The 22,100-nt window shown below is 63.2% G+C and carries 18 protein-coding genes; 3 read left to right on the forward strand and 15 right to left on the reverse strand.

What is annotated here, in order from left to right:
* Positions 1-7: 7 nt before the first annotated feature.
* Entirely contained in the window at positions 8-2,200 is a 2,193-nt protein-coding gene (locus CQ12_RS42930; protein WP_083519557.1) for an ATP-binding protein, read from the reverse strand.
* A gap of 233 nt (positions 2,201-2,433) precedes the next feature.
* Here CQ12_RS42930 and CQ12_RS31665 point away from each other — a divergent pair, with 233 nt between their 5' ends.
* Complete coding sequence (locus tag CQ12_RS31665; protein ID WP_057839203.1) at positions 2,434-3,810, forward strand: ABC transporter substrate-binding protein; 1,377 nt, start codon at positions 2,434-2,436, stop codon at positions 3,808-3,810.
* A gap of 9 nt (positions 3,811-3,819) precedes the next feature.
* On the opposite strand, the gene CQ12_RS31670 is transcribed toward CQ12_RS31665, so the two are convergent.
* The 10 genes from CQ12_RS31670 to CQ12_RS31715 form a co-directional block, all read right to left on the reverse strand.
* Positions 3,820-4,377, reverse strand: coding sequence for a hypothetical protein (locus CQ12_RS31670; RefSeq protein WP_157088612.1), 558 nt, complete (start codon positions 4,375-4,377; stop codon positions 3,820-3,822).
* A gap of 277 nt (positions 4,378-4,654) precedes the next feature.
* Positions 4,655-6,580, reverse strand: coding sequence for a potassium transporter Kup (locus tag CQ12_RS31675; protein WP_057839205.1), 1,926 nt, complete (start codon positions 6,578-6,580; stop codon positions 4,655-4,657).
* Between the two features lie 154 nt (positions 6,581-6,734).
* A complete protein-coding gene (locus CQ12_RS31680; protein WP_057839206.1) occupies positions 6,735-8,633 on the reverse strand; it encodes a potassium transporter Kup in 1,899 nt (632 codons plus the stop codon).
* A 159-nt stretch (positions 8,634-8,792) separates the two neighbouring features.
* Complete coding sequence (locus CQ12_RS31685; RefSeq protein ID WP_057839207.1) at positions 8,793-9,620, reverse strand: OmpA/MotB family protein; 828 nt, start codon at positions 9,618-9,620, stop codon at positions 8,793-8,795.
* Between the two features lie 33 nt (positions 9,621-9,653).
* Positions 9,654-10,427, reverse strand: coding sequence for a motility protein A (locus CQ12_RS31690; protein WP_057839208.1), 774 nt, complete (start codon positions 10,425-10,427; stop codon positions 9,654-9,656).
* 370 nt (positions 10,428-10,797) lie between these two features.
* Complete coding sequence (locus CQ12_RS31695) at positions 10,798-11,766, reverse strand: Bug family tripartite tricarboxylate transporter substrate binding protein (protein ID WP_057839209.1); 969 nt, start codon at positions 11,764-11,766, stop codon at positions 10,798-10,800.
* A gap of 39 nt (positions 11,767-11,805) precedes the next feature.
* Positions 11,806-12,525, reverse strand: a complete 720-nt coding sequence (locus CQ12_RS31700; protein WP_057839210.1) for an RraA family protein — start codon at positions 12,523-12,525, stop codon at positions 11,806-11,808.
* 131 nt (positions 12,526-12,656) lie between these two features.
* Positions 12,657-13,541 carry a CDP-alcohol phosphatidyltransferase family protein gene (locus CQ12_RS31705; protein WP_057839211.1) on the reverse strand — a complete coding sequence of 295 codons (885 nt, stop codon included), beginning with the start codon at positions 13,539-13,541 and terminating at the stop codon, positions 12,657-12,659.
* 75 nt (positions 13,542-13,616) lie between these two features.
* Positions 13,617-14,315, reverse strand: a complete 699-nt coding sequence (locus tag CQ12_RS31710) for a phosphatidylserine decarboxylase (protein WP_057839212.1) — start codon at positions 14,313-14,315, stop codon at positions 13,617-13,619.
* A gap of 56 nt (positions 14,316-14,371) precedes the next feature.
* A complete protein-coding gene (locus CQ12_RS31715; RefSeq protein ID WP_057839213.1) occupies positions 14,372-16,363 on the reverse strand; it encodes an ABCB family ABC transporter ATP-binding protein/permease in 1,992 nt (663 codons plus the stop codon).
* 212 nt (positions 16,364-16,575) lie between these two features.
* Between CQ12_RS31715 and CQ12_RS31720 the strand changes: the two genes are divergently transcribed.
* Positions 16,576-17,196 carry an LOG family protein gene (locus CQ12_RS31720; protein ID WP_057839240.1) on the forward strand — a complete coding sequence of 207 codons (621 nt, stop codon included), beginning with the start codon at positions 16,576-16,578 and terminating at the stop codon, positions 17,194-17,196.
* An 11-nt stretch (positions 17,197-17,207) separates the two neighbouring features.
* Here the strand turns inward: CQ12_RS31720 and CQ12_RS31725 are convergent, their stop codons facing one another.
* The 4 genes from CQ12_RS31725 to cysS form a co-directional block, all read right to left on the reverse strand.
* Positions 17,208-17,585 (reverse strand): VOC family protein, encoded by a 378-nt coding sequence (locus CQ12_RS31725; protein WP_057839214.1) that lies wholly within the window; start codon positions 17,583-17,585, stop codon positions 17,208-17,210.
* A 127-nt stretch (positions 17,586-17,712) separates the two neighbouring features.
* Positions 17,713-19,311: a citramalate synthase gene (gene cimA, locus CQ12_RS31730; RefSeq protein ID WP_057839215.1), complete on the reverse strand. Its 1,599-nt coding sequence runs from the start codon at positions 19,309-19,311 to the stop codon at positions 17,713-17,715.
* Entirely contained in the window at positions 19,308-19,817 is a 510-nt protein-coding gene (locus CQ12_RS31735) for a GNAT family N-acetyltransferase (RefSeq protein ID WP_057839216.1), read from the reverse strand. Before CQ12_RS31735 ends, cimA begins: the two co-directional genes overlap by 4 nt.
* A gap of 117 nt (positions 19,818-19,934) precedes the next feature.
* Complete coding sequence (gene cysS / locus CQ12_RS31740) at positions 19,935-21,350, reverse strand: cysteine--tRNA ligase (RefSeq protein ID WP_057839217.1); 1,416 nt, start codon at positions 21,348-21,350, stop codon at positions 19,935-19,937.
* Positions 21,351-21,649: 299 nt separating this feature from the next.
* Between cysS and CQ12_RS31745 the strand changes: the two genes are divergently transcribed.
* Entirely contained in the window at positions 21,650-21,955 is a 306-nt protein-coding gene (locus tag CQ12_RS31745; protein ID WP_057839218.1) for a hypothetical protein, read from the forward strand.
* Positions 21,956-22,100: the final 145 nt, after the last annotated feature.

Consider the following 22,100-nt stretch of genomic DNA (forward strand, 5'->3'; position numbering starts at 1 on the left):
TGCAATCTCATGCCGCGGGATTGGACCGAACCCGAGGGGCTGGAACGCTCTCCTCTCGCACCAGCGGCAGGGAAAACTGAAAGACGGCGCCGCGGGGTTCGTTCGCGCTCACCCACATCCGCCCTCCATGAGCCTCGACCATCGACTTGCAGATCGCGAGGCCCATGCCCATGCCCTTGGCCTTCGTCGTGTAGAAGGCCTGGAATACGCGCTCGGCATCCGCCGGGTCGAGGCCAGGCCCGGAATCGCTGATAGTGACGAGCACGCTGGCCGCCTCCGTCTCGGTGTTGATCCGCAGTTCGCGCGCGCCCTCGTCGCTGCCGTCCATGGCTTCAATGGCATTGAGGATCAGGTTCAGGATCACCTGCTGCAGCTGAGTGCGATCGCCCTCTACCAGTGGCAAGCCCGGCGCCAGCTCGGTCTGCAGCGCGATACCCTGCTTGAACATTTCGCTGCGGGTCAGCGCGACCATTTCGAGGATGGCTTCGTTGAGGCCGAACCAATCCTTCCGGGACGGCACCTTGTGGATCAGGGCCCGGATGCCGCCGATGACGTTGCCGGCGCGCTTGCCGTCCTCGACGATACGGTCGAGCGAATAGCGGACTTCGTCGAGGTTGGGCGGCTGCGCACGCAGCCAGCGTAACGCCGCCTGGGCGTTGGTCACCGTCGCGGCGATCGGCTGATTGACCTCATGGGCGATCGAGGCCGACAACTGTCCCATCGTGGTGACGCGGTTGGAGTGCGCGAGCTCCGCCTGCACCGCGCGCAAGGCTTCTTCGGCGCGCCTGCGTTCGGTGATGTGACGCCCGACGCCACGGTAGCCGACGAAGCGCCCTCTCCCGTCAAACACCGGCAGCCCGGAGACCGACACGTAACGCTTGCTGCCATCGGGAGCATACCGCGCGAGCTCAAAATCGCGGAACGGCAGGTGGGCATCGAGCGTCTCCCGGTGCTTGCGCCAGGCCTCCTCATCAGGCTCCAGGTAAGGCACTTCCCAACGTGTCTTGCCGATCTCGGAGCCCAACGCCGGCGCGTCGGAAAGGCTGTCCGCGAACTCCTGATGAATGAAGCGATGTTGCGCATCGGTCTCCCAGTACACGTCGAAGGAGAAGTGCACGAGGGTGCGGAAGCGCTCCTCGCTCTGCCGCAGCGCCTCTTCCGCCCGCTTGCGCTGGGTCAGATCGAGGACAAAGCCAACACCTTGACTTGTGCCTTCCCCGAACATCGCCCCACCGATCAGCACCGGCACGCGGCTTCCGTCTTTCCGCAAGTACTCTTTCTCGAACGGCAGGGCCATCCCGACCCGCTTGAGCTCCGCCACGGTATGCGCGTCACGGTCGCGCCATTCCGGCGGTGTCAGCGTTGTCCGATGCAGGCGCCCCGAGACGAGATCCTCCCGGTCGTATCCCACCATACGGAGGAACTCGTCATTGGCCTCGAGAATACGTCCCTCGATTTCCCAGATGATGATGCCGACAATGTTGGCGTCGACCAGGCGGCGGATCATCTTGTCGCGCGCCAGCAGATCGCCGTGGAGCGCAATGTTCTCTGCGATCGCCTTGCGCCGCCGTATCGCCTCGAGCCGCGCGAGCGCCAACGCCATCCCCGCCAGGATTGCGACAATGACGACGGCGATCGTGATCAGCCAGGCTTTGCGATGCTCAAGCGCCTCGGCACGCTTCTCCAGGTCCACGCGCAGGAAGCGCTCGTGATCCACCATCTGGTCGATCTGCGACCTTATCTCGTCCAGGCTGCGGATCATTGCCATCGCGGCCGGCCCGGAGTAGGTGCGGGCCGTTTTGACGATCTCATCGATTTCGCGCAACTTTGCTGCAACCGTCGTCGCCAGATGTCCGGCGCGGTGGCTCTGCAATGGATCGCTCGCGACCAGAGCCTGGAGCGCCTGCGCGTCCCGTCGTACGCTTTCGTCGGAGACGCCATAGGCCTTGAGATAGTGCGGATCGAGCGTCAGCAGATAGCCGCGCCTTTGCGCCTCCACGTCGGCGATGATCGTTTTCAGCCGATCCAGCGTCTCGAGCACCTGGCGGTTGCGCTCTTGCACAAGATTTGCCGCTTGACGCTCCTGCCAATATCGGAAGCCGAGAATCCCGGTCGCGACAACCACAGCTAGAAGCGCCGCAACCACCAGCGCCAGCGGGCGAGCAAACCACCGAAAGGATTGGCTCAGAGGAACTGACATTGGCCTAAAGTCTTCGATGCTCGCGTGAGCAATTGTTTTCTGATGCCGACGCAGAGTATTGCTAGTATAATGAAAATACAGCCAACGGTCCGCGTAGATGACGCGGGAACCGGCGCGCTCAACTGCGCAGATTACACCGGCCCGTCAGTCCCCTCGCAAGGGGCCACAACGTCACGGCAACGACCCGGCCTTTCGTGTTGCGAAAAGCCGATCCACTGGCAGGAGCAAACAACATGGCTCCAAGTGAAAAATTGCCGGAAAAGCCGCGGCGTAATTCAGGGTCAGCCAGCCGACGCAGCTTCGTCAAGGCGTTGGGTGCGGCAGGTGCCCTCACCATGCTGCCGCGGCGGGGTTTCGCAAAGGACGCCGCCGCGGACTATGCCGGCGCTGCGATCGGTTGGAAACAATTTTCCGGGCAGACGATCACGCTCGCAGGCGCGATCCATCCCTGGACGAACGCGATCACTCCGCTTTTGCCCGAGTTCACCGAGCTCACCGGCATCAACGTCGTTCCCGACTTCCGATTGGAGACCACGTACCTGGGCGCGCTGCCGATTCAGCTCAACCGTCGTGACAGCACACCCGACGTCTTCATGTACACGACCTATGGCCAGGGTATCTCGGGAGGCTGGCTCGAGCCGCTGAACGCCTACTATGCCGACAAGTCGCTCACCGATCTCGGCTGGTATGACGAGGGCGACCTTCTCAAGACGGCCCGAGCCTTTCCGCTCTGGCGCGACGGCGAACGCTACGCCATGCCGATCACCTCGGAGGCGGTGACCTTGTTCATCAACGGCGATGCATTGGCCGCCAAGAACCTGTCGATTCCCCGCACTTTCGAAGAGCTGCTTGTCACCGCCAACGCAATCAAGACGGATGAGATGTCCGGGATCGCCATGCGGGCGCAGGCCGGCGGCAATTCGTCGGTACCGGCGATGAGCTTCGTGTTCTCTTATGGCGCCGACATGGTCAAGGACAACAGGGCGGCATTCGCGAGCCCCGAGGCAATCGCGGCCATCGAGATGTACGGTCGGTTGCTCAGCCAGGCCGGGCCTGGCGGCATCAGCGGCTACGAATGGTACCACGTGCTGGACGACTTCCTGCAGCGCAGAACGGCGATCGCAATCGACAGCAGCAATTTCGCCACCGACATCTCCAATCCGGCAAGAAGCCACGTTGCTGGCAAGGCCGTGTTTGCCGCCTTTCCACATGTTGCCGGCCGCACGTCCGTGCCCTTCATGTCGCACTGGCAGGCGTGCATCAATTCCAGGTCACGCAACAAGCGGGCGGCTTTCCTGTTCCTGCTGTGGGCGACAAGCAAGCCGACCTCAATGCTGACCGCCGCGGCGGGACTGGCGACGACGCGCGTGTCGGCCTGGTCGAGCGATGGCTTCAAGAAAGCGTTTGGCGCGCTAGCCGCGGAGGCGGCGCTGACCAATTTGCAGAATGCCGATGTCGACCGCGCCAAGGCGATCCTTTTTCACCCGCACTCAAGACCCATCCTCGACGCCTTCATGATCGGCGTGAATGAAGTGGTCTCCGGCGCGAAACCGGCCAAGATTGCGATGACGAACGCCGCCGAGAAAGCCAATGCGGCGATCCGCGGATAGCAGGGTTCGCTATTTCCGTTGCTCCCACTGCATGAATTTTTCAAGCAAGGGTTTTTCGGGCGCTGCTTTGGCCGCTCCAGTGGGCTCGGAAGCAGCCGGGTCTTCGCTTCCTTGCGTTGATTGAAACTGCTTGAAGCCCTGGAGCAGTGCCTCGGAGTCTTCCTTGGACGTCGCTTGAGCCGGCGTAGCCAATGCAGGGGTAGAAATGGAGACGGCGAGGTCCGAGGGCTCACTTTTCGACCTCGGAGGCATGTTCAGCAACACGAGCGCCACGATGACGGCTGCACCGACCGCTGCGGCAATTGCACCCGTGGCGAGCAGTCCGCGTGACGGACGACGTTCGTAAACGAATTGGGATTCCAGCGGACGGGTGGATTTGGCGAATGCTTTTTCGCGCATCTCATCAAAACGCGACAAAGGGGGATCGGCAGGAAAATGGTGCGATCCCGTTTGCGGTGTCTCGTTAGGTCGCGGGTTCGCCATGCTGCGCGCTGAGCGCGGTGCATAGTACAGCGGATCTTGGGGATCATCGGGGTTGGGATGGTCGTTCGCGCGGATGAAACTCATTAGCGCTACTCCTCACAATACCACATCATCGCATCGGAATTTGCCACTCAAGGCTTCCGCCTGGGCTTCCGAGCACTGTCCCACAGTCTGGCATGAAGTACCGCAAGCATTCGCGCCTGCGGCCGGTGGGACGAAACTTCGATCCACCGACCCCCGGTGTCAAGAGCCTGATACAAACCGGGATGCGTGTGGAGTCAGATGTACCGTGCCGCCTCAGAAACCGTCAAGCTGTTGCCGTCTTGCGACAACACAGGCGGAACTTGCGGGGTTCGCGCCCCTAGATCGTGACCTGCGTTCCCACTTCGACCACGCGCCCGGTCGGGATCTGGAAATAATCGGTGGCGTCGTTGGCGGAGCGGCTGAGGCGGATGAACAGCAGGTCCTGCCAGCGCGGCATGCCGGAATGGGCGGCCGGCTTCAGCGCGCGGCGGGACAGGAAGAACGAGGTCGACATGATGTCGAACTGCCAGCCGAGCTTGCGGGCGATCGCCAGCGTCTTCGGCACGTTCGGCGATTCCATGAAGCCGAATTTGAGCGTGACCCGCGAGAAGGTCTCGCTGAGCTGCTCCATCCGCACCCGCTCGGCATCGTCGATCCGCGGCGTCGGCGCGGTTTCGATGGTGAGAATGACGTTCTTCTCGTGCAGCACCTTGTAATGCTTGAGGCTGTGCATCAGCGCCGTCGGCGCGCAATCGGGATCGGAGGTGAGGAACACCGCGGTGCCCGACACCCGCTGCGGCGGACGCTTCTCCAGCATCGCCACCAGGCCGGCCAGCGGGAATTCCAGCTTGCGCGATTTCTCGAACAACAGCCGGCTGCCGCGCCGCCACGTGTACATCAGCAGCATCACGACGCCGCCGAGCGCCAGCGGCACCCAGCCGCCTTCGAATACCTTCAAGAGGTTGGCCGCAAGGAAGGTGACGTCGAGGAACAGGAACGGCGCAATCAGGGCGGCGGCCGCGATCGGCGACCATTTCCAGACCCGCCAGATCACGACAAAGCCCATCATGGCGGTGACCACCATGGTCCCGGTGACGGAGATGCCGTAGGCCGAGGCTAGCGCGCTGGAGGAGCGGAACAGAACCACCAGCAGGATTACCGCCAGAAACAGCAGAAGGTTAATGCGGGGAATGTAGATTTGGCCGGAATGGGCTTCCGACGTGTGGCGGATCTCGAACCGCGGCATCAGGCCGAGCTGGATCGCCTGGCGCGTCAGCGAGTAGGCGCCGGTAATGACGGCCTGGCTCGCGATCACGGTCGCCACCGTCGCCAGCGCCACCATCGGGATCAGCGCCCAGTCCGGGAACATCAGGAAGAACGGATTCTCGATCGCCTTGGGATTGGCGATCAAGAGCGCGCCCTGCCCCAGATAATTCACCGCCAGCGACGGCAGCACGATGAAGAGCCAGGCGGTCTGGATCGGCCGCTTGCCGAAATGGCCGAGGTCGGCATAGAGCGCCTCCGCGCCGGTCACGGCGAGAAAAACCGCGCCGAGCGTGACGAATCCGATCAGGCCGTGATGGAGCATGAAGGAGACGGCGTAGAGCGGATTGAAGGCCTGAAGCACTTCGGGGTGGCGCACGATCTGCGGCACGGCCGCGATCGCGATCACGGCGAACCAGACGCACATGATCGGCCCGAAGAACGCAGCCACGCGGGCAGTGCCGTGGGACTGCACGGCAAACAGCGCGACCAGAATGATCAGCGTCAGCGGCACGACATAATGTTCGAAGGACACGGTGATCAGCTTCATGCCTTCGATCGCCGACAGCACGGACAGCGCCGGCGTTAGCACCGCGTCGCCGTAAAACAGCGCGCCGGAGATGATGCCGAGCAGCACAATCGCAGCCCCGCCCTTCCCCACCGCGCGCTGCGCCAGCGCCATCAGCGCCAGCGTTCCGCCCTCGCCATTGTTGTCGGCGCGCAGAAGGATGACGACGTATTTCAGCGTCACCACCACGATCAGCGCCCACAGGATCAGCGACAGCACGCCGAGCACGGCCTGCGACGTCGCCGCGGTCGAGCCCTCGCTCGCCGCTACGACCGCTTCGCGCAGCGCGTACAAGGGGCTAGTGCCGATGTCACCATAGACGACGCCGATGCTGCCGAGCATCAGGGCCTTGAAGGTAGCGGTGGAATGCGCTTCGCCATGACCGTTGGCCGCGGGCGTTTCCGCCGCGGTGACCGAAAACTGGACTGACATGGGATCTGCGCCTCGATTGCTTGCTGCAGTGCACAATTTAGAACGGGAGGGCTATACTCCCGGCGCGAACGCATAGGTTAGGCCGGATTCAGGCCTCCGGTATGCAGCCCAAGCATGGATTGGGAATCGCCCCCAAGTCCAATCGCCAGCAATATCAAATGGTTACCTGAGTTCCAACCTCGACCACCCGTCCGGTCGGGATCTGGAAATAGTCGGTGGCGTCGTTCGCCGACCTGCTCATCGCGATGAACAGGTGATCCTGCCACAGCGGCATGCCCGACTGCGCCGACGGCTTCAGCGACCGCCGCGACACGAAGAACGACGTCGCCATGATGTCGAACTGCCAGCCAAGCTTGCGCGCGATTACCAGCGCCTTCGGCACGTTCGGCGATTCCATGAAGCCGAATCGCAGCCGTACCGTTGAGAACTTCTCGCTGATACTCTCCATCTTGACCCGCTCGGACAGATCGACGCGCGGCGTCTGCGCGGTCTCGATGGTCAGGATGACGTTGTGCTCGTGCAGCACCTTGTTGTGCTTGAGATTGTGCATCATCGCGGTCGGCACGAAGCTCGGGTCGGAGGTCAGGAACACCGCCGTGCCCTTGACGATATGTGGCGGACGCTTTTCCAGGCTCTTGATCAGGTCCACCAGCGGCACTTCGATGCGCCGCGTCTTGGCGGTCAGGATCGCGGCGCCGCGGCGCCAGGTCCAGATCATCACCGCGACCGCAATGCCAAACAGCAGCGGCACCCAGGCGCCTTCGAGCAGCTTCAACAGGTTTGCGGCAAAGAAACTGGTGTCGACGATGACGAGAGGCAGGATCACGGCCGCGGCCGTCGCCGCGCGCCAGTTCCACAATTTCCAGATCACCACAAAGCCCATGATGCCGTCGACCACCATGGTGGTGGAAACGGCGATGCCATAGGCCGACGCGAGGCCGCTCGAGGTGCGGAACAACAGGACCAGCAGCACGACCCCGATCAGCAGCAGCCGGTTGACGCGCGGCAGATAGATCTGGCCGGCATGCGACTCCGAGGTGTAGCGCACCTCGAACCGCGGAAGGAGGCCGAGTTGCACCGCCTGCCGGATCAGCGAAAACGCGCCCGTAATCACCGCCTGGCTGGCGATGACGGTCGCCGCCGTCGCCAGCACCACCATCGGCAACAGCAGCACGCCGGGAACCAGCCGGTAGAATGGATTTGCGATTGCCGACGGGTCGGCCAGCACCAGCGCGCCCTGCCCGAAATAATTGATCAGGAGCGCCGGCATCACGAAATAGAACCAGCCGGTCTGGATCGGCTTGCGCCCGAAATGGCCGAGGTCGGCATAGAGCGCCTCGCCGCCGGTCACGGCCAGAAACACCAGACCCATCGTCACAAGTCCGATGGTGCCGTGGGAAAGCATGAACTGGATCGCGTACCAGGGGTTGATCGCGTAGAGCACCGTGGGATCGTCGCTGATGTGGATAAGGCCCAATACCGTCAGCGTCGCGAACCAGACCACCATGACCGGCCCGAAAGCCGAGGCGACACGCGCGGTGCCGCTGCTCTGCACCGAGAACAGCACGACCAGAATGAAGATCGTCAGCGGCACGACGTAATGCTCGAACGCGGGCGTAACGAGCTTGAGGCCTTCGACCGCCGACAACACCGAAATCGCCGGTGTGATCATGGAATCGCCGATGAACATCGAGGCGCCGACCACGCCGAGCGCCAGCAAGGGCAAGCTTCGGCGACCCAGTGCCCGTTGCCCAAGCGCCATCAGGGAAAGCGTACCGCCCTCGCCGTTGTTGTCGGCGCGCAACAGCAGCAGCACGTATTTGGCGGTTACGACGATGAACAGCGACCACAGGATCAGCGAGAGCACGCCGAGCACGATGATACGCGATACTGGCTGGCCTTCGGCCGCGTGCGTGACGGCCTCGCGAAACGCGTACAATGGCGACGTGCCGATATCGCCGAACACCACGCCAATACTGCCCAACGTCAGGGCCCAAAAGCCTGAGGTCGCATGCCCCTCATGGGCTTCGGTAGATGTGACGCTGACAGTCATGATCGAAGAGGAACGTTCTCGTCGTTGAATTGATCCGCGCGGCTATCGACGCTTCCGCGTTGCCTGTCAATCTCGGACGAGCATAGCACCACCTGCGTTGCGGAGCTTACGCAAAGCGGATTCCATCGAAACGACATGGTGGTATTATGGTAGCTCCAACTACGGCTTCAGATTCGGCGGCAGCGGCGGATTTTCGCGCATCAATGTGATGGTGACGCGACGGTTTGCCGGCAATGTCGGATCGTCGGGAAATAGCGGCTGGCTGTCGGCCCGGCCGCCGACGGCGTAGATATGGGATGACGGCAGCCCCTCGCGCTCAAGGATCTGCCGCACGGCATTGGCGCGGTCGGCCGACAGATCGAACGCGCTGTATTCGCCCCGCGACGGCACAAAGCCGGCAGAGGTGTGGCCGACGATGTTGACCCGCAGCGGCGTCGCCTTCAGCGGCACCGCCAGTTTCTGGATCAGCCGGCGGGTGCGCTCGTACGGGACCTTGGAGCCGTCGGCGAACATCGAGCGGCCATCCTGGTCGACGATTTCGAGATTGAGGCCCTCTTTGGTCTCCTCGAACATGATGTGCTTGGACATCTCGGTCAGTTCCGGCATGTCCTGCAGCGCCTGGCGCAACGAGGCCGCGGCGAGCGCGAACTCGCGGTCGACCTTCAGGCGGGCGCCGACCTCGCGCTGACGGTCCTTCTCGTCGGGCGTCGGGGTGTTGGAGGCTTCCTCGGGCGAAATATGCGCGACGTTCTTCAGCTTCGGCCGTGTCGGCAGGCCGTCGGATTCGACGATGCCCGAATGCCGGGACTCGGTCTGCACGCCGAACGCCTCGCGCATCGAGCCGGCGACGATCTTGAGCTTCTGCTGGTCCTGGCTGGAGAACGCCACCAGCATCACGAAGAACGACAGCAACAGCGCCATCAGGTCGGCAAACGTCACGAACCAGCCGTGACCGCCATGCGCCTCTTCGCGTTTTTTCTTGGCCATGCTCTATGTCCGTGCCTTGATGCTGTCAGCCGATCAGGCCGGAACCAGTTCGCCTTCCTCGTGGCGATGCTTTTCGGGCAGATAGGCCAGCAGCATTTCACGCACCAAGGCCGGGCTCTTGGAATCGCGGATCATCAGGATGCCGTCGATGATCAGCGTGCGGTTGGTTTCCTCGTCGATCAGCTTGCCATGCAGCTTGTCGGCGATTGGCAGACAGATCAGGTTCGCCACCAGCGCGCCGTAGAGCGTGGCCAGCAGAGCGACCGCCATGAACGGACCGAGTTTTGACGGGTCCGACATGTTGGAGAACATCTGCACCATGCCGAGCAGCGTGCCGATCATGCCGAACGCCGGTGCACAGTCGCCGATGGCGCGGTAGATCTTCGAGCCCTCGTTGAGGTGCATCAGGAAGTTGTCGCGGTCGCGCTCCATATTGTCTCTGATAAATTCGAGGTCGTAGCCGTCGGCGACGTAGCGGATGCCCTTGGCGAGGAACGGCTCGTCGGTCTCGACCTTTTCCAGTCCGACCGGGCCCTGCTTGCGGGCGATTTCGGCGATGCGCGCCAGTTCGTCGACCAGGTCGCGCGCCGAAAGGCGGCTCATGGTGAAGGCGAATTTGGCGCCGAGCGGCATTCCGTGCAGGATGGCGCTGAGCGGAAAGCGGATCAGTGTCGCGGCGAACGAGCCGCCGAAAATGATGATGACGGCGTGGATGTCGTAGAACATCCGGAAATCACCGCCCATCAGGATCAGCGTCGCCAGGACGATCATGCCGACGATCAGGCCTACGAGCGTGGTGATATCCATTCTGAACTCCAACGCATACGCGAAGTACCGGCCATCGCGATTTCGCCGGTCTCGTCCGGCATCCACCATGTATTCGACCGGTCGCGCGCCCCATCCGGAGCTTGCGCAAGAGGAACCCTACGTCGGCGCAATTAAAGAGCCGTAAAGGTTAAACTCAAACAGGGATCGTAAAATTGCGGGGCTTGCGGGGCGCGGTCGCAAGGATTTGCTAACTATATGGCGCCGGTCGGTTATCGTTGGAGCCCGCCTCTCTCGCCGTCATTGCGAGGAGCGAAGCGACGAAGCAATCCATGTCTCAGCAAGCTGCCCTATGGATTGCTTCGCTTCGCTCGCAATGACGCGGTTGGGCCGTCGCCCTGACCGCAAGCGTTCACTGCGCCTGCGTGCCGATGCCGGCGGCCTTGATGATCGGCCACCATTTTTCGATCTCGGCCTTCTGGAATGCCGCCAACCCTTCCGGAGTCTGCTGCGCGCGCGTGGCGACATCCAGTCCCAACTCCGAAAAGCGCTTCTGGATCGCCGGATCCGCGAGCGCCTCCGTCGTCGCCGCGTTGAGTTTGGCGATGATCTCCTTCGGCGTGCCCTTGGGCGCCCAGAAGCCAAACCAGCCGGACATATAGAGGCCCGCCACGCCACTTTCGTCCGCGGTCGGAATATCCGGCATCGAGGCCGAGCGCGTGGCTGAAAGATTGGCGAGCGCCTTGATCTTGCCGGCGCGAATCTGCGGCAGTGCCACCGCGCCCTGCACCACCAAAAGATCGACCGTGCCGGAGACCAGGTCGGTCATCGCAGGTCCGGCGCCGCGATAGGGAATGAACTGCACCTTCTGCTTGGTCAGGTTCTCGAACAAGACGCCGGTAACGTTCGCCGCCGCATTCTGGTTGACGAAGTTGATCTTGCCGGGATTGTCCTTCATCCACGCCACGAGTTCGGCCAGCGTGTTGGCCGGCAGGTCCTTCTTGGCGACCATGAGCTGCGGATTGTTCGAGACCAGCGCGATCGGCTCAAAGTCCTTTTCGAGGTCGTAGTCGAGCTTGTAGATGATGCTGCCGACATGGGTATCCCACTGGCCGATGTCGAAGGTGTAGCCGTCAGGCGCGGCGCGCGCCACGCGGCCGACGCCGATGCTGCCGCCGGCGCCGCCGACATTTTCGATCACGACGGATTGCCCGAGCGTTGTGCGCATCCGCTCGCCCATGATGCGCGCGGCGGTATCGGTCGAACCGCCCGGCGGGAACGGCACGATCAGCGTGATCGGGCGAGAGGGATAGGTCTGTGCCTGCGCGGCTGCGAGGCCGAGAAGGAACGATAATGTCAGTGCTGCCCAGAACCCTCTCATCACGCTCCCCCTCGCCTGTTTGTTAGATCCGACTTTTCGTCAGTGAATCTCCGCCGAGCGCTTCAGCGCCTCTTTCAGTTTTTCCAGCGTGAAGTCCGGGCTGCGCGCGATCTCCAGGATCGGCGTCTCGCGCCGGCCGCAGAGTTCGGCGGCTTCCGGAATCTTGGCCGCGATATCGTGCGGGATGACGATGGCGCCGTGCTGGTCGGCATGAATGAGATCGTCGGAATGCACGGTCATGCCGGCGACGCGGACTTCGCCGCCCCAGTGTTCGGCATGAACCCAGGCATGCGACGGGCCGACCGAACCGGCCAGCGCCTGGAAGCCCGGCGCCCATTGCGGGATGTCGCGGATCGAGCCGTCGGTGATGACGCCGAGGCAGCCGAGCGCCTTATGCACGTTGCTCTGCACCTCGCCCCAGAACGCGCCGTAGCCGACATCGGCGCCGTCGATATCCTGGATCACGGTGATGCGCGGACCGAAGCCGGTGCCGACATATTCGTAATAGGCGATGCGACGCCGCGCCTGCTCGTCCGCCGGAAGCGTGGATTTGAGCACCGAGCGGATCGTCACGGTGCGGGCATAGCCGACCATCGGCGGCAGATCGGGAAACGGACAGACCAGTTGTTTGGTGGTGTAGCCGATCAGGCGGCGCTCCGGCGCCACGATCTCCATCGCATTGCAGATGGTCGGCGTGTCATAGCGCGCCAACGCCTCGAGGACGGAAGCAGGCAGCGGGGCGGTAACGGCTTTGTTCACGGCGTTCTCTCCTGATTATTCGGCCCGGCTCTTTCAGGCCGTACGTCGCTTGAGCCCCTATAGCCGAGATTGGCGGAGAACCCAACTCGGCCGCGGCTCATGGCAGCTATATCGGAGAGTGGCGCGGACGCTCAGTTGAGCCGCGCCGGCCGTTCGCCCTCGCTATCGCCGGATGCCGGCGAGAACGGCGCCGCGGCAGATGACGGCGCGGCGGCATCTGCGGTCGCAGCCGGTTGTGTGGCGGCGGCATTGCGCTCGTGGTCGCGATAGGACTTCCAGCCCCAGGGCAGGCTCAGGAGATAGAGCACCGAGCCGATCGACAGGATATGCCAGGGATAGCCGATCAGAAGTGCTACGAAGAACACGACGGAGACGAAGACCGGCAGCACCATTTCCGGCGGCACCCGCATCTTCACCGTCTTGCCGGAGAACACCGGCAGCCGCGACACCATCAGGAATCCGATCAGGAGCAGATAGGCCGCGGTCAGCGTGGCCGGCGGTTTCGCGACGCCGAGAAACGCCAGATAGAACGGCAGCATCGCCAGGATCGCGCCGGCCGGCGCCGGCACGCCGGTGAAATAATTCGCCGCAAAGGCAGGCTTGTTCGGATCGTCGATGCTGGCGTTGAAGCGCGCCAGGCGCAAGCCGCCCGCGATCGCAAACACCATGGCCGCGATCCAGCCGCCATTGTTCAATTCCTGGAGCTGCCAGAAATACAGCATCAGGCCCGGCGCGACGCCGAAATTGACGAAATCGGCGAGGCTGTCGAGCTCGGCGCCAAATTTGGACTGGCCCTTGATCATACGGGCGATGCGCCCGTCGACGCCGTCGAGCACGGCTGCGAACACGATTGCGGCAACCGCAAGCTCCATCCGCCCCTCGATCGACAGGCGGATCGCCGTCAGGCCGGCGCAGATCGCCAGCAGGGTGATGACGTTGGGCACCAGCATCCGCACCGGGATCGGGCGAAACCGGCGGCGGCGCAATTCAGGGTCTTTGGGGTCCGGGATCAGCATGCGAGCTATTATATAGCAAGCACCCGCCCGGTTCGCCATTGGGCGACCGGGCGGCAAAATCACCCGTTCGGAGGGTTAATCGGCGCGGAACGTCCGGCCCTGCTCGCTGGAGCCGAAATCGGCCAGAATCGTCTCGCCGGCAATTGCGGTCTGGCCCTCGGAAACCAGCGCCCGCGTACCTTCCGGCAGATAGACGTCCAGACGCGAGCCGAAGCGGATCAGACCGAACCGTTCGCCGGCGCCGATCGACTGGCCTTCCCGCACGAATGAGACAATCCGTCGCGCCACCAGGCCGGCGATCTGGACCACGCCGATCCGGCCGTTGGTGGTCGAGATCACAAGCGAGTTGCGCTCATTGTCTTCGCTGGCCTTGTCGAGCTCGGCGTTGATGAAGGTGCCGGGCCGGTAGGCGATGCGGTCGATACGGCCCGCCACCGGGCTACGGTTCACGTGGCAGTTGAACACGCTCATGAAGATCGAGACGCGCGGCAGCGGCCGGTCGCCAAGCCCGAGTTCGGCCGGGGGCAGCACCTGTGCCACCATCGAGACGCGGCCATCGGCCGGTGACACCACGATGCCGTCGCGCACCGGCGTGACGCGGACAGGATCGCGGAAGAACAGCGCACACCAGACGGTCAGCCCGGTGCCGATCCAGCCGAGCGGCGTCCAGATCCAGAACAGGATCAGGCTGGCCAGCGCAAAGGCGCCGATGAAGGGATAGCCTTCAGGATGGATTGGCGGGATCTGCGCGCGGATGGAATTCGCAATCGACATCGAAGCTCACTGCTTTCTGGCCAACTTCCCTTGTCGGAAAGCACGCCGTATTTGGATTATTCCGCGACGGTTGCCAAGGGATCTTTGGCCGCGGGCGGGTCCCGCGACGGCTCATTGAGCGCGTCATCGACCCGTGGCGGGGCGCGGTTCGGCGCCTCATTGTCGTCGTCGATCTGCGCGAGTTTCTCCCGCGCCGCCTCGGCTTCGCGCTGCCTGTTCCACATGCTGGCATAGAGCCCGCCGGCCGCCAGAAGCCTGACATGGGTGCCACGCTCGGCGATGCGGCCTTGATCCAACACGATAATTTCATCGGCGCCGATGATGGTCGAAAGCCGGTGCGCGATCACCAGCGAGGTGCGGCCGCGCGAGACGCGCTCCAGCGCTTCCTGGATTTCGTGTTCGGTGTGGCTGTCGAGCGCCGACGTCGCCTCGTCCAGCACCAGGATCGGCGGCGCCTTCAGCACGGTGCGCGCGATCGCGACGCGCTGCTTCTCGCCGCCCGATAGTTTCAGCCCGCGCTCGCCGACCTGGGTCTCGTAGCCCTTCGGCGAGTTGCGGATGAAGCTGTCGATCTGCGCCAGTTGCGCCGCCTGCTCGACCTCGGCGTCGCTGGCGTCCCAGCGGCCGTAGCGGATGTTGTAGCGGATGGTGTCGTTGAACAGCACGGTATCCTGCGGCACCATGCCGATCGAGGCGCGGAGCGACGCCTGCGTGACGTTGCGGATATCCTGGCCGTCGATCAGGATCTTGCCCGCGGAGACGTCGTAAAGACGAAACAGCAGCCGCGAAATCGTCGACTTGCCGGCGCCGGACGGACCGACGATCGCCACCGTCTTGCCGGCGGGCACCTCGAAGCTGAGGCCTTTCAGGATCGGCCGCTCCGGATCGTAGGCAAAGCGCACATCGTCGAAGCGCACATTGCCGGCGCTGACAGCGAGCGGCGCGGCGTCCGGGATGTCCTTGATCTCCGGATTGCGCGACAGCACATTGAACATCTTCTCGATGTCGATGATCGCCTGCTTGATCTCGCGATAGACCATGCCCATGAAGTTGAGCGGCTGGTAGAGCTGGATCATCATGGCGTTGACCATGACGAAATCGCCGACGGTATTGGTGCCGTTGCGAACACCAATCGCGCACATCAGCATGGTCGCGGTGAGGCCGATGGTGAAGATGACCGCCTGCCCGGTATTGAGCACCGCGAGCGACGTATAGGTCTTGATGCTGTTGTGCTCGTAGCGCTCCATCGAGCGGTCGTAGCGTTCTGCCTCGCGCGTCTCGGCGCTGAAATATTTCACCGTCTCGTAATTGAGCAGCGAGTCGATCGCCTTGGTGTTCGCTTCCGTGTCGGAATCGTTCATCTTGCGACGGATCTCGATCCGCCATTCGGTCGCGATATAGGTGTAGTACATGTAGATCACGACGGTAATGGCGGTGACAAGCACGTAGCGCCAGTCGAACTGCCACAGCAGCACCGCCATCAGCAGCGAGACCTCGACGATGGTCGGGATCAGTTGCAGGATCACCATCCGCACGATCACCTCGATGCCGGTGCGGCCGCGCTCCAGCACGCGCGTCAGGCCGCCGGTCTTGCGCTCGAGGTGAAAGCGCAGCGACAATTCGTGCATGTGAACGAAGGTGATGTAGGCGAGCTTGCGCACCGCATGCATGGCGACGCGGGCGAAGATGCCGTCGCGAAACTGCGTCAGCACCGCCATCAGGACCCGCACCGCGCCGTAGCTTGCCGTCATCAGCAAGGGCGAGGCGATCAGCCACAGCATCCAGTTCGACGGCTCGACCGGCGCGGTGCCCATGCCGTTGAGCGCATCGATCGCCCATTTGAAGGTGAACGGAACGACCAGCGTGGCGAGCTTGGCCGCCAGCAGCAGCACCATCGACCAGACCACGCGCATCTTCAGGTCGTCGCGGTCGCCAGGCCAGATATACGGCCACAGATGCACCAGCGTCCCGATCAGGGTCGCCTTGTCAGGGGAAGCGCCGGCCGGCTCGGCTGCAACGGCATCGGAGCGCGAATCAGGATCAGCCATTGGCGTCGCGCTCACGGCAAGGTGGCGCACCGGTCGCCTTCAGGGAATTTTTGGCAGTCTGCATGTGGTCGTCATATAGAGCGTTTACCTCTGCCGTACAGCCTTGAAAGATAAATCTTTCCCCCGTTTGGTTGGATTTCGGGCCTATTTCTGCTGCATCACCGAATTCCACCGGACTTGAGCTTTACCGAGTGCAGTGCCACATGATTTCCATGGATCAAATCAACACCGATCAAATCAAAACCGTTTGTGTCTATTGCGGCTCCGGCCCTGGTTCCAACCCCCGCTTTGTGGAAGCTGCCCAAGCCTTGGGAAAGGCTTTTGCCGAGAACAATATCCGCCTCGTCTATGGCGGCGGATCGGTCGGGCTGATGGGCGCGATCGCCAAGTCCACGCTGGATCACGGCGGCCTGGTCACCGGCATCATTCCTGATTTCCTGCGATCGCGCGAACACATGTTGAAGCGCGTCCAGGAGATGATCGTCACGCCCGACATGCACGAGCGCAAGCGGCTGATGTTCGAGCATTCCGATGCGTTCGTGGCGCTGCCAGGCGGCGTCGGCACGCTGGAAGAACTGGTCGAGCAGATGACGTGGCAGCAGCTCGGCCGTCACTCCAAGCCGGTGCTGCTCGCCAATATCGACGGCTTCTGGGAGCCCCTGCTCGCGCTGCTTTCGCATATGCGCGAGACCGAATTCATCCGGCCGGGACTGAACGTCGACGTCCTCAAGGCCGACCGGGTCGAGGACATCGTGCCGCGCCTGCGCGCCGCCGCGTCGCGCGCACCTGAAGGCGGCAAGAAGCTGGCGCCGGAACTGGCGCGGAAGTTGTAGTCGTTACGCCTTCACTCGGCCGGGAACGTCACCGCTTCGATGCGGTTGCCGTCGGGATCGACGACGAAAGCCGCGTAATATTTCACGCGATCATGCGGACGCAGGCCCGGCGCGCCGTCAGAACGGCCGCCGGACTCTAACGCGGCGGCATGAAACGCATCGACATCGGCGGGTGATTTCGCGCGAAGGCAGATGTGCGTGCCGCTCTCCGGCGGCACAGGCGCCATGCCGGCGCGAAGGTTGATCCAGAATTCGGAATAGGTTTTTCCGAAGCCGATGGTAGCGGGCCGAGTGACCAGGCGTGTGAGGCCGAGGGCTCCGAGCGTGGCTTCATAGAAGCGAGCGGAACGTTCGAGGTCGCTGACGCCGACGGAGATGTGGTCGATCATGGAATGCCCCCTGCTCTCTTCCCATCACGGTCACTTGTAGCCCGGATGAGCGAAGCGATATCCGGGGCCGGTGCCCAAACGATTCCCGGATATCGCTTCGCTCATCCGGGCTACGTTCTTTTTCACTTCACACCGGCGCGCCTGATTTCACCAGCTTGTAGACCACCGAATCCATCAGCGCCTGGAACGAGGCGTCGATGATGTTCGGCGACACGCCGATGGTGGTCCAGCTCTCGCCGTTTTCATCCTCGCTCTCGATCAGCACCCGCGTCACCGCTTCCGTGCCGCCATTGAGGATACGCACGCGGTAGTCGATCAGCTTCAGGCCCTCGATATACTTCTGGTACTTGCCGAGGTCCTTGCGCAGCGCGACGTCGAGCGCGTTGACGGGGCCGTTGCCTTCGGCCGCCGAGATCAGCCGTTCGCCGGCGACGTCGACCTTGACCACCGCGAGCGCCACCGTCACCCGCTGGCCATTGGCATTGTAGCGCTGCTCGACATTGACGTCGAACTGCTCGACCTTGAAATATTCCGGCACGCGGCCGAGTGTGCGCCGCGCCAGCAGGTCGAACGAGGCGTCGGCGGATTCATAGGCAAAGCCCGCCGCTTCCCGTTCCTTCAGCTCCTCGACCAGCCGCGCCAGTTTCGGATCGCTCTTCTCGTAGGGGATGCCGGCGCGGTCGAGTTCGGCCATCACGTTGGAGCGGCCGGCCTGGTCCGACACCAGCACCTTGCGGTGATTGCCGACGGAATCGGGCGATACGTGCTCGTAGGTCTGCGGGTCCTTCAGGACCGCGGAGGCATGAATGCCGGTCTTGGTCACGAAAGCGCTCTCGCCGACGTAAGGCGCGTGGCGGTTCGGCGCGCGGTTGAGCATGTCGTCGAGCGCCCGCGATACCTTCATCAGCGTCGCCAGCTTCTCGTCCGTGACACCGATTTCCAACGCGTCGGAGAATTCGTTCTTCAGGCGCAGCGTCGGGATCAGCGAACAGAGATTGGCGTTGCCGCAGCGCTCGCCGAGCCCGTTCAACGTGCCCTGGATCTGCCGCGCGCCTGCGCGCACGGCGGCGAGTGAATTCGCCACCGCCTGCTCGGTATCGTTATGGGCGTGGATGCCGACATGGCTGCCCGGAATGTGTTTTGTCACAGCACCGACGATGGTTTCGACTTCATGCGGCATGGTGCCGCCATTGGTGTCGCACAGCACCACCCAGCGCGCCCCGGACTCATAAGCGGCCTTCGCGCAGGCGAGCGCGAAATCGGCGTCTTCCTTGTAGCCGTCGAAGAAGTGTTCGCAATCGACCATCACCTCGCGGCCGGCGGCCTTGGCCGCGCTGACGCTGTCGCGGATCGAGGCGAGGTTTTCCTCGTTGGTGGTCTCCAGCGCCACCCGCACCTGATAGGCAGAGGATTTCGCGACGAAGCAGATCGCGTCGGCCTTGGCTTCCAGCAATCCCGCCAGTCCCGGATCGTTCGAGGCCGACCGGCCCGGACGGCGGGTCATGCCGAACGCGGTGAATTTGGCATGCTCGAATTTCGGCTTCGCGGCAAAGAATTCGGTGTCGGTCGGATTGGCACCGGGATAACCGCCCTCGACATAGTCGATGCCGAGCTCATCGAGCATCTGCGCGATGATCTGCTTGTCGTGCAGCGTAAAATCGACGCCGTTGGTCTGCGCGCCGTCGCGCAGCGTGGTGTCGAAGAGATAAAGGCGTTCGCGGCTCATTGTGGCGCTCCCGGCGCGGCGTCTGCCAGCGTCTTCTGCATCGTGGTGTTGGCAAGCCATTCGCCATTGATGGTAACGCTGTTACGTTGCATGGCGATGAAACCGCGCTTCCGAAACAACGGCTCCGCGGTGTCGCTGGCGTCGACCGTGAGCTTTTTGGCGCCGCGCGCGCCCGCCAGTTTTTCCAGCGCGTCGACCAGCATCGAGGCGACGCCCTGCCCCGCCACGCTCGGATGGACGAACAGCATGTCGATATGGTCAGCGCCCTTCAGCGAGGCGAAGCCGACCGGGGCGTTCTGAATGGTCGCGATCAGCGTCAACTGCCCGGCGAGTTTCTCGCCGAACTTTTCCTCGTCCTCGGCAGCGGCAGCCCAGGCTTCCTGTTGGGCCTCGCTATAGTCGTCGCCGGTCAACCCCTCGATGGCGGCGACGAAGATCGCCGCCAGCATCGGAACATCCGCCGGCAGAAACGGCCGCAAGCCGGGTTTGGGCAGAGCCTGTCCCATCGCGTCAAATCACTCCGAACAATCTCAAGGCCAGGATGACCGCGGCAACGATCAGCGCCCATTTGATGAAGATGTAGTAGCGCCAGTGTTTCGGGAACGGGGTATCGGGTTTTTCCATCACGCGACCTCCCATGTGGTTACAGGCTTTCCGTCCTTGTCCTTGCCGTCCTTGATGGCAACGCCCATCGCGGCAAGTGCGTCACGGATGCGGTCGGACTCCTTGAAGTCCTTCCGCGCCCGAGCGGCTGCGCGCTCCGCAATCAGCCGATCGACCTCCGCAGCATCGATGCCGCTCGCCTGCTGCTTCCGCCCTATCCACGCTGCAGCGCTCACCGAGAGGAAGCCGAGCAGCCGAAGCGACGCCGCAAACTCGCCGCGTTCACGCGCACCGCCCGACACCGCGGCGTTCCGCAAGCCATGCAGAACCGCCATCGCCTGCGCCGTGTTGAGATCATCATACAAGGCTTCGACCACCGCCGGCGACGGCTCACCGCCCTCGGCATCGGCCGCGATCGCATACCAGTCGTCGAGCGTCTTCGCGCTCTCTTCGGTACCCTTTAAGGTCCAGTCGAGCGGCGAACGATAATGCGTCCTCAGCATGCTCAGGCGCAGCACCTCGCCGGGCCAATCCGCCAGCAGGTCACGGATCGTGAAGAAGTTGCCCAGCGACTTCGACATCTTCTCGCTCTCGATCTGCAGGAAGCCGTTGTGCATCCAGACATTCGCCATGCGATCGGAATGAAACGCGCAGCAGGTCTGCGCGAGCTCGTTCTCATGGTGCGGAAACACCAGATCGATGCCGCCGCCATGAATGTCGAATTTTTCGCCGAGATGCTTCCAGGCCATCGCCGAGCATTCGATGTGCCAGCCGGGACGTCCCTCCACCTTGATGCCCGATGGCGAGGCCCATGACGGCTCGCCCGGCTTCGACGGCTTCCACAGCACGAAGTCGGTGTTGTCGCGCTTGTAGGGGGCGACATCGACGCGGGCGCCCGCGATCATCTCGTCAAGCGAGCGCTTCGACAGCGCGCCATAGCGCGGCATCACCGAATTGGCCTCGTTCATCGCCTGCGGCGAGAACAGCACGTGGTCTTCAGCGACATAGGCAAAGCCGCCGGCAACCAGTTTCTCGATGATCGCCCGCATCTCCGGAATATGCTCGGTCGCGCGCGGCTGCACCGTCGGCGCCAGGCAGCCGAGCGCGGTGACGTCGTCCTGATACTGCTGATAGGTCTCTTCGGTGACCTTGCGGATCGCCTCGTTCAGCGGCACGCCGGGATAATCGCGCGCGGCGCGAACGTTGATCTTGTCGTCGACGTCGGTGATGTTGCGAACGTACGTCACGTGATCGGCGCCATAGCGATGGCGCAGTACGCGAAACAGCACGTCGAACACGATCGCTGCGCGGCCGTTGCCGATATGGGCGAAGTCATAGACCGTCGGTCCGCAGGCATACATGCCGACGTTCTTCGGATCGATCGGCACGAACGGCCGCTTCTCCTTCGTCAACGTATCGTACAAGCGTAATTGCATGACATACCCATCCCTTGCGGCCGGGCGTCCAGTGATCTCATTTTTGAGAAAAGACGGCCTCAGCCAGCGAATCGCTAGCTAATAATCTCGCGGCAAATGCTGCAGATGGCGAGGAGACCGTTCATGGTTCCACCATTGCGGTATCGGAAGGATGCCGTCAAGGCCTTGCTCGCGCCCAATTTGGGGCCGATCAGACCGCGGAACCTTCCTTTTCGCCGCTGCTCGGCCCTCATGGTTAATCATTGTTAACCCTTTGGGCCTATTCCTGAGCGCGGTCTTTCCCCCTGCCGGTGTCATCCATGCGCTCTTCCGCACTCGTTGCCTGCGCCTTACTGCTCGTCGCCTCGGCCGCGTCCGCCGACAGCCGCGTTTTCATCGTTGCCAACCAGGCCGACGGTTACGGCGTGGACGAGTGCCTCGCTCGCGGCGACAAATGCGGCGCCCACGCCGCCCGCTCCTACTGCCAGTCACGGGAATTTGCGCAGGCCACCGCCTATCGCCGGGTCGAGCCCGACGAGGTTACCGGCGCGATTCCGGCCGGCGGCGGCGAGAAATGCTCAGGTCCGGCCTGCGGCGACTACGTCGCCATTACCTGCGAGCGCTAGCGGTACTTTTCCCGTAATTTCAAGGGCTGGCTTGCCACATCCGCGCCCCGGAAACGACGTGACGTTGCCCCGAGAAGCAGGTATTGGATGCAGCCTTGGCCGCAGAATGCCGCCTTGGCCGCGCCACCGGGCTTGCAAGCCGCGC

The organism is Bradyrhizobium jicamae (assembly GCF_001440395.1).
Classification (GTDB): domain Bacteria; phylum Pseudomonadota; class Alphaproteobacteria; order Rhizobiales; family Xanthobacteraceae; genus Bradyrhizobium; species Bradyrhizobium jicamae.